The sequence below is a fragment of the Bradyrhizobium sp. C9 genome (assembly GCF_002532045.1).
Lineage (GTDB): Bacteria > Pseudomonadota > Alphaproteobacteria > Rhizobiales > Xanthobacteraceae > Bradyrhizobium.
This window is the reverse complement of record NZ_NWTG01000018.1, coordinates 131,098-144,165: the sequence shown is the minus strand read 5'-3', so window position 1 is coordinate 144,165 and position 13,068 is coordinate 131,098. Positions and strand designations below refer to the sequence as shown.

General features: G+C 64.4%; 9 protein-coding genes and 1 pseudogene. 6 read left to right on the top strand and 4 right to left on the bottom strand.

Annotation, left to right across the window (positions count from 1 at the left end):
* Positions 1-90: 90 nt before the first annotated feature.
* The 3 genes and pseudogenes from CO675_RS28780 to CO675_RS28770 all read right to left on the bottom strand — a co-directional run bounded on the left by CO675_RS28780 (position 91) and on the right by CO675_RS28770 (position 4,081).
* A pseudogene (locus CO675_RS28780) lies at positions 91-2,798 on the bottom strand (bifunctional diguanylate cyclase/phosphodiesterase).
* Between the two features lie 132 nt (positions 2,799-2,930).
* On the bottom strand, positions 2,931-3,437 hold the full coding sequence (locus CO675_RS28775; RefSeq protein WP_097675158.1) for a hypothetical protein: 507 nt from the start codon (positions 3,435-3,437) through the stop codon (positions 2,931-2,933).
* 149 nt (positions 3,438-3,586) lie between these two features.
* Positions 3,587-4,081 carry an ArsI/CadI family heavy metal resistance metalloenzyme gene (locus CO675_RS28770; protein ID WP_097675157.1) on the bottom strand — a complete coding sequence of 165 codons (495 nt, stop codon included), beginning with the start codon at positions 4,079-4,081 and terminating at the stop codon, positions 3,587-3,589.
* A gap of 93 nt (positions 4,082-4,174) precedes the next feature.
* Between CO675_RS28770 and CO675_RS28765 the strand changes: the two genes are divergently transcribed.
* The 5 genes from CO675_RS28765 to CO675_RS28745 all read left to right on the top strand — a co-directional run bounded on the left by CO675_RS28765 (position 4,175) and on the right by CO675_RS28745 (position 11,381).
* Positions 4,175-4,402, top strand: coding sequence for a hypothetical protein (locus tag CO675_RS28765; RefSeq protein ID WP_097675156.1), 228 nt, complete (start codon positions 4,175-4,177; stop codon positions 4,400-4,402).
* A gap of 92 nt (positions 4,403-4,494) precedes the next feature.
* Entirely contained in the window at positions 4,495-4,845 is a 351-nt protein-coding gene (locus CO675_RS28760) for a hypothetical protein (RefSeq protein ID WP_143279162.1), read from the top strand.
* 114 nt (positions 4,846-4,959) lie between these two features.
* Entirely contained in the window at positions 4,960-6,183 is a 1,224-nt protein-coding gene (locus tag CO675_RS28755) for an efflux RND transporter periplasmic adaptor subunit (RefSeq protein ID WP_097675154.1), read from the top strand.
* Positions 6,176-9,400, top strand: a complete 3,225-nt coding sequence (locus CO675_RS28750) for an efflux RND transporter permease subunit (RefSeq protein ID WP_097675153.1) — start codon at positions 6,176-6,178, stop codon at positions 9,398-9,400. The genes CO675_RS28755 and CO675_RS28750 overlap by 8 nt, the downstream gene beginning before the upstream one ends.
* Before the next feature lie 139 nt (positions 9,401-9,539).
* On the top strand, positions 9,540-11,381 hold the full coding sequence (locus CO675_RS28745) for an alkaline phosphatase family protein (protein WP_097675152.1): 1,842 nt from the start codon (positions 9,540-9,542) through the stop codon (positions 11,379-11,381).
* 55 nt (positions 11,382-11,436) lie between these two features.
* Here CO675_RS28745 and CO675_RS28740 read toward each other — a convergent pair whose 3' ends face one another.
* On the bottom strand, positions 11,437-12,018 hold the full coding sequence (locus CO675_RS28740) for a hypothetical protein (protein ID WP_097675151.1): 582 nt from the start codon (positions 12,016-12,018) through the stop codon (positions 11,437-11,439).
* Positions 12,019-12,406: 388 nt separating this feature from the next.
* Here CO675_RS28740 and CO675_RS28735 point away from each other — a divergent pair, with 388 nt between their 5' ends.
* Complete coding sequence (locus CO675_RS28735) at positions 12,407-13,066, top strand: peroxiredoxin (RefSeq protein WP_097675150.1); 660 nt, start codon at positions 12,407-12,409, stop codon at positions 13,064-13,066.
* The last annotated feature ends 2 nt before the right edge of the window (positions 13,067-13,068 follow it).

Sequence of the window (13,068 nt, the reverse complement as noted above, 5' to 3'; positions counted from 1 at the left end):
GAGCCCCGCAATGGAACGCGGTTCCACGATTTCGGTTCCGCGTTCGTCGCGTCGGCAGGTCGATTTTTTGGAACTTTCAGCAAGAGCCGCTCAGGCGGCATCCTCGACGCTGTCGGCCGCGAGCAGCGTCCGCAGGTCCTGCGCCGGGACCGGCTTGCTGAACAGATAGCCCTGCATCTGCGTACAGCCCAGCATCTGCACGGTGTCGCGCTGCTGATCGGTCTCGACGCCCTCGGCTGTCGTGATCATGTTGCGGTCGGCGGCGATCGAGACCACCGCGCGGATGATCGAGGCCGAGCCGCTGTTGCCGGTCACTTCCTTGACGAAGCTGCGGTCGATCTTGATCTTGTCGAACGGGAAGCGCTGCAGATATTGCAGCGACGAGTAGCCGGTGCCGAAATCGTCGAGCGCGATATGGACGCCGAGCGCGCGCAACTGGCCGAGCGTGACCAGCGCCGCATCGTCGTCGGCGATCAGCACCGCCTCGGTGATCTCGAGCTCGAGCCTGCGCGGGTCGAGCCCGCTCTCGGCGAGCGCGCTCGCAACCTTTAGCGCCAGCGTCTCCGACTTGAACTGGATCGGCGAGACGTTGACCGCAAGGCGCACATGCGCCGGCCAGGCCGCCGCCTCGATGCAGGCGGTGCGCAGCACCCACTGCCCGATCTCCTCGATCAGCCCGGTCTCCTCGGCGACCGGGATGAATTCCGCCGGGGAGATCATGCCGCGCACCGGGTGGCGCCAGCGCAGCAACGCCTCGCAGCCGGTCACCTCGTCGCTGCGCAGGTCGACCAGCGGCTGATAGTGCAGTTCGAAGCGGTCCTCCGCCAAGGCACTTCGCAGGTCGGCCTCCAGCGCGCGGCGCAGATTGGCCTGCTTCTCCATCGCCGGATCGAAGAATCGGTAGGTCCTGCGGCCGGCGGCCTTGGCCGCGTACATGGCGAGATCGGCGCATTTGAGCAGGCCGAACAGGTCGGAGCCGTGGCGCGGGGCGATCGCAATGCCGATGCTGGCGTCACTCGACAGCCAATGACCGTGGCAGTCGAACGGCGTACGCAGCGACTGATAGACGCGCGCGACCAGATCGCTGACGTCGTCGTCCGACATGATGTCGTGCTGGACGATCGCGAATTCGTCGCCGCCGAGGCGCGCGATGAAATCGTTCGATCCGACCGACTGGCGTAGCTTCTCGGCGACGCGTCTCAGGAATTCATCGCCGATCGGATGACCCAGCGTGTCGTTGATCCGCTTGAACTCGTCGATGTCGATGTAGTGGATCGCGAACTCGCGGACGACAGATTCACGCAGCAATTCTTCCGCGTGACGCTGGAACAGGGTCCGGTTCGGCAGATTGGTCAGGGCATCGTAATGCGCGAGATACTCGATCTGCGCTTGCGCACGCCGCCCGTCGGTGACGTCCTCGAGCGTGGTGGCCCAGCCGCCGTCAGGAGCGCGCTTGTAGATCAGGCGGATGCTGCGGCCGTCGGGCGTCATGATCACCGAATCCCGGATTTCATCGCCCCTGGGATTGGTGAACCGCGCACAATATTCATCGACATCGCCGACGAATGAACCGAGCGCCTGGCGATGCCGGATCAGGTCGCGCAGATCGCACCCGGGCCTGGCGACATCGGGCGACAGGCCGAACATGTCGATGTACCGCTGGTTGCAGATCACGAGCCGCGCCGAGGCGTCGAACAGCAGGAGCCCCTGCGTCATGGTGTTGATCGCGGTGTCGAGATGCTGGCTTTTTTCGGACAGCCGGCGGCTTGCCGCGTCGTGCTGCCGCTGCAGCTGGCGGACGATCAGGAAGACCGCGAAGCTGATGACCAGCACCGCCAACACGGCCGCGCAGAATTGCAGCTTGGTCTGGGCGCGCCAGTCCTCCAGCGCGCTCGATGTCCTCGTGGTGGCGAGGATCAGGATCGGAAAATGCGACAGCGATCTGACCGCACCGACATTCTCCTCACCAGAAGCGCCAACGAACCGACCCGACGTGTTGCCGCCAAAGCTGATGACCTTTTGGAATACCGGCAGGTTGATGATGTTGCGGCCGATCACGCCGGCATCCTGCGGATAGCGCGCGATGATGGTGCCGTCGCGGTGAATCATCGAAATCACGGTGTCGCCGTTCAGTGCCAGCGAGGCAAGGAAATCCTCGAAATGGCTTGGCTCTACGCCGCGGCTCGCAAAGCCGATGATCTCGCCGTTGCGGCCGGTGATCTTGCGCGCAAAGATCGTGGTCCAGTTGCCCGTCACCTTGCTCATCGCCGGTTCGACGATGACCGGCGACGTCGGCCGTCCCGAGGTGAACTCCTGGAAATAGCGCCGTTCGGCAATGCTGATGTCGGGCACCGGCCACATCTCGGACGAGTTGATCAGCCATCCCTTGGCATTGAACAGATTGAGCCCGCCGACATGCGGCAGCGCGGCCAGCCGCGTGCGCAGCATCTCGTGCGCGCTCAGCAGTGACATGTTCTTTTCGAACTGATCGGCAGTCTCGACCTGCTCCGACCGCAGATAGTTCACGATGTCGTCGTGGACATGCTGGAGGTCGCTGAGCTGCTGGTCGAAATGCCGCGCAACAGCGCGGTGTTGTTGAGCTCGCGTTCGGACATCTCCAGCGCGCGCTCGCGAAACTGCAGCGCGAGATAGCCGGTGCCGAGCGTGATGGCGAGCACCAGCAGCGCGGCGCTCAGGACGAGCCACTGAATGGCGCCCATCCTGGTGGCGCGCAGCGCACCCTTGATCGACAGCCGCCGGTGCTCCGGCTTCACGCTGTTCGTTGAGATAACCGACATTTTCCTGCCCCTGCGGCTGCCCTTCTAAGGGAACACAACCCAAGGGCTCGTTAGGAAAGTCAGTTATCGGACTGTTAAGTTGGATGAGTAGCTGAGCGCGATCGGCACGGGAATCCTCAGGGTGCGACCGCCTCAGGCTTCCTTCAGGCTGCACTCGATCAACGCGCCCTCGATGCTGAACTTCGAGAATGGAGAGAACGGCGTCGCGGCCTTGAGCGCGGCGAAGAATTGCGAGTCGCCCGGACTCTTGAGGAGAAAGCGGATGTGGCTGGCCGCCAGCGCATCGCGCGACAGCCAGACGACGCCGGAGAACAGCGCCACCAGCATCTGCGCGTAAGCGCCGACATCGGCGAGGCCGAGATCGTAGATCGGAGACACATTGACGAAACGCGCGCTCAGCGCCGGCGACGTGTATCGGCTCATCAGGAGACGCCTGACCTGGCAGACCGCGTGGACCCGTTCGCCGTCGGTCAGGTGATACAGCCCCTGACTGTCACCTTCCCTGGCGGTCAGTGCTTCAAAGGCTCCGATGCCGCCAAAGGTGGCAAAATCCTCTCCGACGCCTTCAGCGTCCTTCTTCCATTGTGCCTTGATGAGACGCCAGGACCGCTCAGGATCCTTGATTGGCAAAAGCCGCATGGTTAAGGGGCTGTTAGCACGGAGGGGAGTCGTCGCTGAGATAATATGTCGCAGGCATTAAGCCTTTGCTTACAGCGGTAGCCGGCTGCGTCGACGTGACGGCTGCCCCAGTGCCCCCTTGGCGTTGGCATGGGCGACCGTCCCGCAGCTCACGATCTACAGCAGGCCGAAGCCTCGGGCGGCGTGGCCTGCGGCTCCGGCGCACAACAGGCGCTCTGCTTGGCGTCCTGCTTCTCGTGCGCGATGCGTGCGCTCCGCTCGCCGCTGCCGTCGCCATAGACGATGCTCTCACCCGTCGTATGGAAGGTCTCCCACGCAATCCCCGCGGGATCATCGATCCACGACTTCTCGGACCTGGCATAGCAGCACACCGTCTGGCCCTGCTCGATCACCTCGCCGCCCGCCTTGCGCAGCCGGCCATAGACCTCGCCAAGCTCCTCGGCGCTCTCCACCTGAATGCCAAGGTGATCGAGCCCCGGTTCGCGGCCGCGGGTCGAGATTGCAAAATTGACGCGGGGATCGTCGAGCATCCACTTGGCATAATCGGATTTCACGACCGACGGTTCGGCGCCGAACAACGCCGAGTAGAAACCGACCGATTGCTGGATGTCCTTGACGGCGACGTGAACATGCATGCGCTTCATGGGGCAATCCCTTCGGGCGGCGACGCTGGATGGATATTCCAACCCAAGCATGCTCAGATATCAACGGCATTACAACAGGGGTCCTGCTGCGGAATGGATGCGCTCACGCTGTTCGGTTTGTTCGCCGTGACGATGATGCTCGTCTGCTACGCAGCCGAGGATCGCAGCCCGTGGTTCATCCTGGCCTTCGCGGTCTCCTGCGCGCTCGGCTCGGCCTATGGTTTCCTGCAGGGCGCCTGGCCGTTCGGCCTGGTCGAGGCGATCTGGGCCGTCGTCGCCGCGCGCCGCTGGCTGATGCGCCGAACCGCTGAAAGCGTGTAACGTTATAGTATCCGCGGCAATTCTGTCGCGGCGTCGAACTTGAATGCGCGCAGTCGCGGCGCTAATTAGGGGCGATGGACGCTTCGCGCACCATGATTCAGCCTTCCGCTCATGCAACAGGATCGCGCCGCTGGCGCAGCCTGCTTGCGGGGCTGATTTCGCTTGCGCTGGTGCTGTCGTTCTTCCACGGCTGGGCCTTCGACGGCGACGACGATGCAGCTCCCGGTTTCTCGATCGCACAGTCGATCAACGACACCGGCGGCAAGGCTCCCGCGCATCCGGCCTCACTGCACGGCGATCACTGCCTGACCCACGTCGCCTCGGTGGCGCCGCAGGAGACGGCATTCCCGATCGCTTATGCGCCGCATAGCTATGGCGACGGCAGCATCAGGCTGCCGGCGTCGGCCGATCGCCTCTCCCCCTTCAAACCACCCCGCGCCTGATCCGGTCGGCATGACCGGCCGTGCGCCGCTGCCATCCGGTAGCGCGCACGCTTCCGCACAGATCGATGTCAGCGACAGCGCAGGGCCATCGGCATGCGCTGCGGAGAGGCGCATATGAAACGGGTTGTTCTATTTTTCGCCGGCATGGCTGCCGGCATTGCACTGATCATACTGGCGGCCGGATGGATCGGCTGGCCGGTCAAGTTCCCGGCCACCACGCAGGAAACGGCGGTCACCAGCGTAACGAAGGTTAAGACCGCACATGAGGCTCCCGGACATATCGAGCTGAGCGAAGACCAGATCCGTGAATCCGGCATCACGCTTGCACCGGCCAGCGGCGGCATGCTGAAGCGGCATTTCCTCGCGCCGGGGTCGCTGATCCCCGACGCCGATCACATTGGCCGCGTCTCGGTCCGCGTGCTCGCGACGGTCACGGAACTGCGCAAGCGTCTCGGCGACGTGGTCGAGAAAGGCGAAATCGTCGCGGCGATCGAAAGCCGCGAGGTCGCCGACGCCAAGAGCGAATACCTCGCCGCGAGGCTCACCAACGACCTGCAGCAGACGCTCTACGCGCGACAGAAGACTCTGGTCGAGACCCGCATCGTCTCGGAAAACGAGTTCCTGCGCACGCGGCTGACCGCGAACGACGCCCAGATCAAGCTCGACGGCGCGCGACAGAAGCTGTTTGCGCTGGGCCTGTCGGAAAGCGAGATCGCCGATCTGCCGAACCAGCCGCCCGAAAGCCTGCGGACCCAGTTCCTGCGCGCGCCGATCAGCGGCCGGGTGTCAGAACGGCGGGTCGATCTCGGCGGACTGATCGGGCGCGAAGGCCAGGAGAGCGAGCTCTACGTCATCGTCAATCTGGACGACATCTGGGTCGATCTGGCGGTTTCGCCTGAAGACATCGGCGCGGTCCGCGAAGGCGTTACGGTCAAGATCCGCGCCATCGGCACCGAGGATGAAGCCAATGCCGGCGTGATCTTCGTCAGCCCCCTGCTCGACCGCGAGACCCGCAATGCCCGCGTGATCGCGACTATGCCCAACAAGGAGCACCGCTGGAAGCCGGGCACCTTCGTCACCGCGGAGATCCCACTGTCAGGCGCGCCATCGACCGTGATGGTCTCGAAGAGGGCGATTCAAACCATCAAGGGGACGCCGACCGTATTCGTGCGTGATGCCGACGGCTTCGAGGCGAGGTCGGTGCGAACCGGCCGCGAGGACGACGACGACATCGAAATCGTCGCGGGTCTTGCTGCCGGCGAGACCATCGCGGTGCAGAACACCTTCACATTGAAGGCCGAGGTGGAGAAGGACGAAGCGGAGCACGGCCATGATTGAGCGCATCATCGGTGTTGCGATCCAGCGGCGCTGGGTCGTCGTCACACTGGCGGCGGTCCTGATGTTCCTCGGCGGCCTCGCATTGACCAAGCTGCCGATCGACGCAGTGCCCGACATCACCAACAAGCAGGTCCAGATCAACACCGTGGCCCCGGCGCTGTCGCCGGCGGAAATCGAGAAGCAGATCACCTTCCCGATCGAGACGGCGCTGGCGGGCGCGCCGGGGCTGGAGAGCACGCGGTCGCTCTCCCGCAACGGCTTCTCGCAGATCACGGCGGTGTTCAGCGAAGCCACCGACATCTATTTCGCCCGCCAGCAGGTGGGCGAGCGCCTGACCGAGGTTCGCGCGCGCCAGCCCCAGGGCATCGAGCCGCGAATCGGGCCGACCACGACAGGTCTTGGCGAAATCTACATGTGGACCGTCCACTACTCCGGCCAGAAGGTGCAGACCGACGGCGCGCCGGGCCTGCAGAGCGACGGCCGCTTCCTGACGGCGGACGGCCAGGTGCTGCAAAGCGAGGTCGAGAAAGACGCCTATCTGCGCACGGTGCAGGACTGGATCATCAAGCCGCAGATCAAGATGGTGCCTGGCGTCGCCGGCGTCGATTCGATTGGCGGCTATCTCAAGCAGTACCAGGTGCAGCCCGATGCGGCGAAGCTGATCGCGCTCGGCCTCACCTTTGCCGACGTCGCCAAAGCGATCGAGAGCAACAATGTCAGCCGCGGTGCGCGCTATATCGAGCGCAATGGTGAAGGATTCGTGGTCCGCTCCGGCGGCCGCCTCGAGAACATCGAGGAGCTCGGCGCCGTCGTCGTCACCACCCGCGGCGGCGTCCCGGTCCGGATTCGCGACCTCGCCTCGCTCTCGATCGGCGGCGAGACACGCACCGGCAGCGCCAGCGAGAACGGCCGGGAGGTCGTGGTCGGCACCGCACTGATGCTGATCGGTGCCAACAGCCGCACGGTATCGGCCGCGGTCGACGCCAAGCTGCGCGCGATCACGCCATCCCTACCGGCAGGTGTCGCAGTCGAGACCGTGCTCGATCGCACCCAGCTGGTCGATGCGACCATCGGTACGGTGGCGCGCAACCTCTCTGAAGGCGCGCTGCTGGTGATCGCGGTGCTGTTCGTGCTGCTCGGTAATTTCCGCGCGGCATTGATTACTGCACTAGTGATCCCGATCGCCATGCTGATGACCGCGATCGGCATGTTTCAGGGCCGCATCAGCGCCAATCTGATGAGCCTCGGTGCATTGGATTTCGGCCTGATCGTCGATGGCGCCGTCATCATCACCGAGAACAGCCTGCGTCATCTCGCCGAGAAGCAGCATGCGCTCGGCCGGGTGCTGACGCGCGACGAACGGCTGGCGACGGTGCGGGCGTCCGCCGTGGAGATGGTGCAGCCGAGCCTCTACGGCCAGGCCATCATCCTGCTGGTCTATGTGCCGCTCCTCACCTTCACCGGCGTCGAAGGCAAGATGTTCGAGCCGATGGCGCTGACCGTGATCCTCGCGCTTGCCGCCGCCTTCTTGCTGTCGCTGACGCTGGTTCCGGCGCTGATCTCGATCGGCATCACCGGCCGCGTGCAGGAGAAGGAGAACTGGCTCGTTGCCACATTAAAGCGCTGGTACAGCCCGCTGCTGCGGCGCGCGGTTGCGACGCCTCTGCCCGTCATCGGCGTGGCGGTCGTGTTGTTCGCAACCGCCCTGTTCGGGTTCTTCCGGCTCGGCCAGGAGTTCATCCCCTCGCTCGACGAGAAGAACATCGCCATGCACGCGCTCAGGATTCCGAGCACGGCGCTGTCGCAGTCGCAGGCGATGCAGCTCTCGGTCGAGAAGGCCGTCAGCCGCTTCCCGCAGGTGTCGTTCGTCTTCTCCAAGACCGGCACCGCGGAAGTGGCGAGCGACCCGATGCCGCCGAACGCGTCCGACACCTTCATCATCCTGAAGCCGCGCGCAGAGTGGCCGGATCCTTCGCTGACCAAGGAGCAGCTGATCGAAGATATCTCGAAGGCGGTCGGCCGGCTGCCCGGCAACGTCTATGAATTCACCCAGCCGATCCAGATGCGCTTCAACGAGCTGCTCGCCGGCGTTCGCGGCGACATCGCGGTCAAGGTGTTCGGTGACGAGTTCGAGCCGATGCAGAAGGCCGCCAACCAGATCGCCGCCGCACTGCGCGGCGTGCGCGGTGCGACCGACGTCAAGGTCGAGCAGGCCGGCGGCCTGCCCGTGCTCGAGATCAAGGTCGACAAGGCGGCGATTGCCCGGCGGGGCCTCAGCGTCTCCGAGGTCCAGGACGTGATCGGTGCCGCGGTCGGCGGCCAGGATGCCGGCGTGGTCTACGAGGGCGATCGCAGCTTCGACATCGTGGTGCGATTGCCGGAGAGCGTGCGCTCCGATCTCGAGGCGTTGAGCAACCTGCCGGTCGCCTTGCCGAAGGCAACGCCGAGCTCGCCGGTGCAGAGCCTGCCGCTCAACCGCGTCGCGCAGTTCTCCTTTACCGAGGGACCGAACCAGATCAGCCGCGAGAACGGCAAGCGCCGCATCGTGGTGACGGCCAATGTCCGCGGCCGCGATCTCGGCTCGGTGGTTGAAGAAGCTCAGGCAAAGGTCGCGCAATCGGTGCAGCTGCCGCCCGGCTACTGGATGACCTGGGGTGGCCAGTCGGAAAATCTCGCCGCGGCGCGCCAGCGCCTTGCCGTCGTGGTGCCGGCCTGCTTTGCGATGATCTTCCTGTTGCTGCTGGCGGCGATGGGATCAGCACGCGATGCGCTCTTGGTGTTCAGCGCGGTGCCGTTGGCGCTCACCGGCGGCATCGCGGCGCTGTGGCTGCGCGGTATGCCGTTCTCGATTTCGGCGGCCGTCGGCTTCATCGCGCTATCAGGCGTTGCAGTGCTGAACGGGCTCGTGATGCTGAGCTTCGTCCGGCAATTGCGCGAGCGCGGCGTGCCGCTGCGGGAGGCCGTCGAGCAAGGCGCCCTCACCCGCTTCCGGCCCGTGGTGATGACCGCGCTGGTGGCCTCGCTCGGTTTCGTGCCGATGGCATTCGCCACCGGCACCGGCGCCGAGGTGCAGAAGCCGCTCGCCACCGTCGTAATCGGCGGCCTGATCAGCGCGACCCTGCTGACGCTTGCCGTCCTGCCCGCGCTCTATGCTCGGTACGGGCATGCCGGCAGCGCTGCGCGCAATGAGACAGCCGCGATTCAGCCCGCGGAATGACGGCCCGCTCACCGGCCGTCGCCAAGGAAAATCTGGCAGTTACAGCGCCTGGCAGGCGCTGTAACATTTCTGTCATATGGCAAAACTAAACGAAGGCGGCGGCAGGCTGCCGCGGGGCTTCATCAGGGGGAATAACAAAATGCGCCGTGCCGTTACATTACTGTCCGCGAGCATGATCGCGCTTTCAGCCGGCGCCGCTGCCGCGCAAAATGCAAAACCGCGCAACCTGATCCTGTTCGTCCCCGACGGCCTGCGCGGCGGCATCGTGACGCCGCAGACGGCGCCCGCAATGGCCGAGATCCGCGACAAGGGTGTCAACTTCAAGAATTCCCACTCGTTGTTCCCGACCTTCACGATGGCGAACAGCTCGGCGCTGTCGACCGGCCACTATCTCGGCGACACCGGCACCTTCTCCAACACGATCTATACCGGCTACACCTCGGTGCCGGCCGGCGACACCGTGGTGCCCTTCATCGAAAACGACGCCGTGCTCGCCGATATCGACGATCACTTCAATGGCGACTACCTCAACGAGGATACGCTGCTGAAAATGGCCCGCGGCCAGGGCTTCAGCACCGCCGCCATTGGCAAGGTCGGCCCGACCCTGCTGTTCGACCACACCGATCGCGGCAAGACCACGATCGTGATCGACGATTCCACCGGCGGCAAGACCGGCGTGCCGCTCTCCGACGAGATGAAGGATGCGCTGACCAAGGCCGGCCTGCCGCTCGCCACCCCGAGCCGCGGCGACAATGCCAAGGCCGGCGACGCCAAGACGCCGGGCACCACAGTCGCCAACGTCGCCCAGCAGGCCTACATGGCCGATGTCGCGACCAAGGTCGTGCTGCCGATGTTCAAAGCGCGCAACAAGCCGTTCGTGCTGGTGTTCTGGTCGCGCGATCCGGACGGCAGCCAGCACAACACCGGCGACAGCCTCAACACCATCACCCCCGGCATCAACGGCCCGACCTCGATGGCCGGCATCAAGAATGCCGACAACAACCTCGCCCAGCTCCGCAAGGCGCTCGACGAGCTCGGGCTGTCCGCCAACACCAACATCATGGTCTCCTCCGACCACGGCTTCTCGACGATCTCGAAGGAGAGCAAAACCAGCCCCTCGGCCAAGATCGCCTATGCCGACACGCCGAAGGATTTCCTGCCGATGGGCTTTGTGGCGATCGATCTCGCCAAAGCGCTGAACCTGCCGCTGTTCGACCCCAACGACAAGAACGCCAAGGTCGCCGACAACGCCCATCCGAAGGCCGGCAACGGCGTGCTCGGCCAGGACCCGACCAAGCCCGACGTCGTAATCGCGACCAATGGCGGCTCCGACCTGATCTATCTGCCGAACCGCGACAAGAAGCTCGCCGACCGCGTCATCAAGGCGCTGCTCGAACAGGACTATGTCAGCGGCCTGTTCGTCGACGACAAGCTCGGCACCTTCCCCGGAACGCTGCCGATGTCGAACCTCAATTTGAAGGGCAAGGCGGTGACGCCGAACCCGTCGATCGTGGTCAACTTCCGCTCCTGGTCGAGCGGCTGCGAGATCCCGACCAACTGCTCGGTGCAGATCGCCGACACCGTGCTGCGCCAGGGCCAGGGCATGCACGGCAGCTTCAGCCGCGGCGACACCTACAACTTCACCGCCGCGATCGGCCCCGACTTCAAGGCCGGCTATGTCGATCCGCTGCCGGTCAGCAACGCCGACGTCGGCATGACCGCAGCGCAACTGCTCGGACTGCGCGCGCCGAACAATGGCGGGCTGATTGGCCGGGTGATGTCGGAAGCACTGCCGAACGGCATCGTGCCGAAGATGGCCGAGGGCACCCTCATGTCGAAGAAGCCGTCGGCCAACGGCCTGCGCACCGTGCTGAAATTCCAGCGCGTGCTCTCGACCCGCTATTTCGACGTCGCCGGGTTCCCGGGACGGACGCTCGGGCTCGAGGAGACCGGCGGCAAACAGAAAACGGCGGGGAAGTGATCCCCGCCGCTCTCGCAGTTGGTTCGGGATGATGCAGCGGCATCATCCCGAATGATCACATCATCCCGATGTCGAACACGTTGGGCAGCTGCGCTGCGAGCGGCAGCGCGGTCGCGCCGACCAGCGTCGCCACCATCGCAGCGAGCGCGCGACCGGTGCGGCGCTGACCGCGCATCCGGCCCGCGATCCATTCCAAGACCTTGGTGTCCATCTTGGTGCCCTGCGTCGGCGCCCAGCGATCGATGTTCGTATCCGGCGACAGCGCCACCGTGCGCGGCGGCACCGGCAGGCCGGACTCCGACGCTGCATGATGGGCAATCGCCTTGGCGAGCAGGTCATCGAACCGGCCGGCATCGCTGCGCTCGGCCGCAGCCTCGTTGATCGCGAACAGCGCCTCGATCTCGGCCCGGCTGACCGGCTGATGCTCGACCGCGGCCGCCGTCAGGATGCGCGCGCACCAGGCAGCGTCATCGGCATCGAGTGACCGGGAGAAATGGATACGGCCCTTGGTGGTCGGGCCTTCGCCGGTGATCACGCCGTCGCGCACGATGGTCAGCGCATGGGCGGCGGTCTTGCGGCAGGATGGATTCAACGCACCGCTGAGAGCCTCAGCGGTCTTGGTACTTGGGGTAGACATTGTGGGAGCTTTCAATTCCTATCTGAGGCCAGCTTTTCCATGCGGGCGTAAACGAGTGGTTAATGATTCGGAACTTGGGTTCCGAGATTTTTAGATGGTTGCTATTTGGTCGCTTTAAACGCTGTCGCGGTTCAGTCCTATAGCAGCCGGGGCCGGCGTGATGACGGCGATAAGCGGCTTTATCTGGGCATTTCCAAGCTTTTGTGCCGCAGCTGATATTTCGTCGCAGAGGGATGGATCAAAACAAGTTGCTTGGAATTCCAGCCTCAAGGAGAAATGTCTCACCTTTTTTCAGAAGCCGTTCACTTAAGCGTTGTCCCGTCCTATACTGGAACAGACGACCTCAAATACAATTTAAGCAGCAACATCAAAGAGATGAGGTAAAATCATGGCACTTCAGATTGGCGCCGTCGCCCCCGACTTCGAAGCTGAGACCACCGAAGGAAAGATCAAGTTCCACGACTGGATCGGCAGCAGCTGGGTGCTTTTGTTCTCCCATCCCAAGGACTTCACCCCGGTCTGCACCACCGAGCTCGGCACGCTCGCCCGTCTTAAGCCTGAATTCGACAAGCGCGGCGTCAAACTGATGGGCCTGTCGGTCGATCCGGTCGACCGCCACGCCAAATGGTCCGAGGACATCAAGGAAACCCAGGGTGCCGCGCCGAACTACCCGATGATCGGCGACACCGATTTCAACGTGTCGAAGCTCTACGACATGCTGCCGGCCTCGACCTCGGGCGATCCCCTTACCCGCACGCCCGCGGACAATCAGACGGTGCGCAACGTCTTCATCATCGGCCCCGACAAGAAGATCAAGCTGGTGCTGGTCTACCCGATGACCACGGGCCGGAACTTCCAGGAAATCCTGCGCGTCATCGACTCGTTGCAGCTCACCGCCACGCACCGCGTCGCCACCCCTGCCGACTGGAAGCAGGGCGAGGACGTGATCATCGCGGGCTCGGTCAGCAACGACGAGGCCAAGACGATCTATCCGCAGGGCTGGAAAGAACCGAAGCCCTACATCCGTATCGTGCCGCAGCCGAAGTAACT

What these genes read in the sequence shown, in the direction of transcription:
- CO675_RS28740 (WP_097675151.1), bottom strand. Translation starts at nt 12,018, where the DNA reads ATGTCTACCCCAAGTACCAAGACCGCTGAGGCTCTCAGCGGTGCGTTG.
- CO675_RS28735 (WP_097675150.1), top strand. Translation starts at nt 12,407, where the DNA reads ATGGCACTTCAGATTGGCGCCGTCGCCCCCGACTTCGAAGCTGAGACC.
- CO675_RS28765 (WP_097675156.1), top strand. Translation starts at nt 4,175, where the DNA reads ATGGATGCGCTCACGCTGTTCGGTTTGTTCGCCGTGACGATGATGCTC.
- CO675_RS28770 (WP_097675157.1), bottom strand. Translation starts at nt 4,081, where the DNA reads ATGAAGCGCATGCATGTTCACGTCGCCGTCAAGGACATCCAGCAATCG.
- CO675_RS28755 (WP_097675154.1), top strand. Translation starts at nt 4,960, where the DNA reads ATGAAACGGGTTGTTCTATTTTTCGCCGGCATGGCTGCCGGCATTGCA.
- CO675_RS28775 (WP_097675158.1), bottom strand. Translation starts at nt 3,437, where the DNA reads ATGCGGCTTTTGCCAATCAAGGATCCTGAGCGGTCCTGGCGTCTCATC.
- CO675_RS28745 (WP_097675152.1), top strand. Translation starts at nt 9,540, where the DNA reads ATGCGCCGTGCCGTTACATTACTGTCCGCGAGCATGATCGCGCTTTCA.
- CO675_RS28750 (WP_097675153.1), top strand. Translation starts at nt 6,176, where the DNA reads ATGATTGAGCGCATCATCGGTGTTGCGATCCAGCGGCGCTGGGTCGTC.
- CO675_RS28760 (WP_143279162.1), top strand. Translation starts at nt 4,495, where the DNA reads ATGATTCAGCCTTCCGCTCATGCAACAGGATCGCGCCGCTGGCGCAGC.